This is a genomic window from Mycobacterium sp. E796 (assembly GCF_001672815.1).
Lineage (GTDB): Bacteria > Actinomycetota > Actinomycetes > Mycobacteriales > Mycobacteriaceae > Mycobacterium.
Map to the genome: position 1 here is coordinate 1 of NZ_LZKK01000109.1, position 879 is coordinate 879.

Consider the following 879-nt stretch of genomic DNA (forward strand, 5'->3'; position numbering starts at 1 on the left):
GTAGGACAGGATCTTCACCGCGAGCCGGCAAATCCAAATAGGGACTTTCGCCCTCTGTGGTCGGGCCTAAAATCATGCACGCGTCGCCCGGCGCTGGCGACGTCAGGCAGGGGCGTCGGGGCCGCCCCAGCGTGCGGCGTAACGGCCGGATGCACGGCTAGAGGTTGAATCCCCTTAACGCGGCGACCCGCGCCACAAAGGCGTGGGCCGAGGCCGCAGAGTCACGGTCAGGTGCGGCGGCGTCTGTGTCGGCGGGTCAGCAGGGGCGCGAGGCGCGCCTCTGGGCGGCCCCGAGGGCTCCCGTAGACCTCGATTCGGATTTCCTGCGTCCCGATGAACAGGAGTCGGTGAGACACCCGGCTGCTGAGAAGGGCCAAAGATTGGATGTTAGGAGGCCGTTGTTTGGCCCAGCGGGTTCACCAAGGCGGATAGTGCGCGGAGAATTTGTACTGTCAGATTCGCCGGCCAGAAGAACGCAGTGGTGAACGACTGGACTAATTGAGTGCCGGCTGAAACGAGCTGGCCTACAACGGGAAACGCCGTGAGTAATGGGTTTATCGCGTCGGTCAAAACGTTCAATAGTAAGCCGTAGAACGGGAACGATTGGATGATGTTTGCCGCAGCGGACGCGAAGTACAGTACGACGAGATCTGCCATGAGCCAAGAAAGAAAACCAATGACGAAGCCGGCCACGGCGGCGGCACCTAGAACAAAGACAGTATTCGTCACTACATTTGTTATCAAATCATTTAATGTCGACTGGGCGGCCGTGGCTGCGGCAACCGGGGCCGTAATTGCCGTCAAGGGCTTTAGCAACGACGCCATGTTGGCCGCCTCAGCGCTGGCGTAGGAGGCGGCACTCGCAATCAGGTGCTGCAC

General features: G+C 60.8%; 1 protein-coding gene. It reads right to left on the reverse strand.

Annotated features, from left to right (window positions below):
• Positions 1-387: 387 nt before the first annotated feature.
• The coding region (locus A5706_RS33480; RefSeq protein ID WP_197517793.1) for a hypothetical protein at positions 388-879 on the reverse strand (492 nt) is incomplete at its 5' end.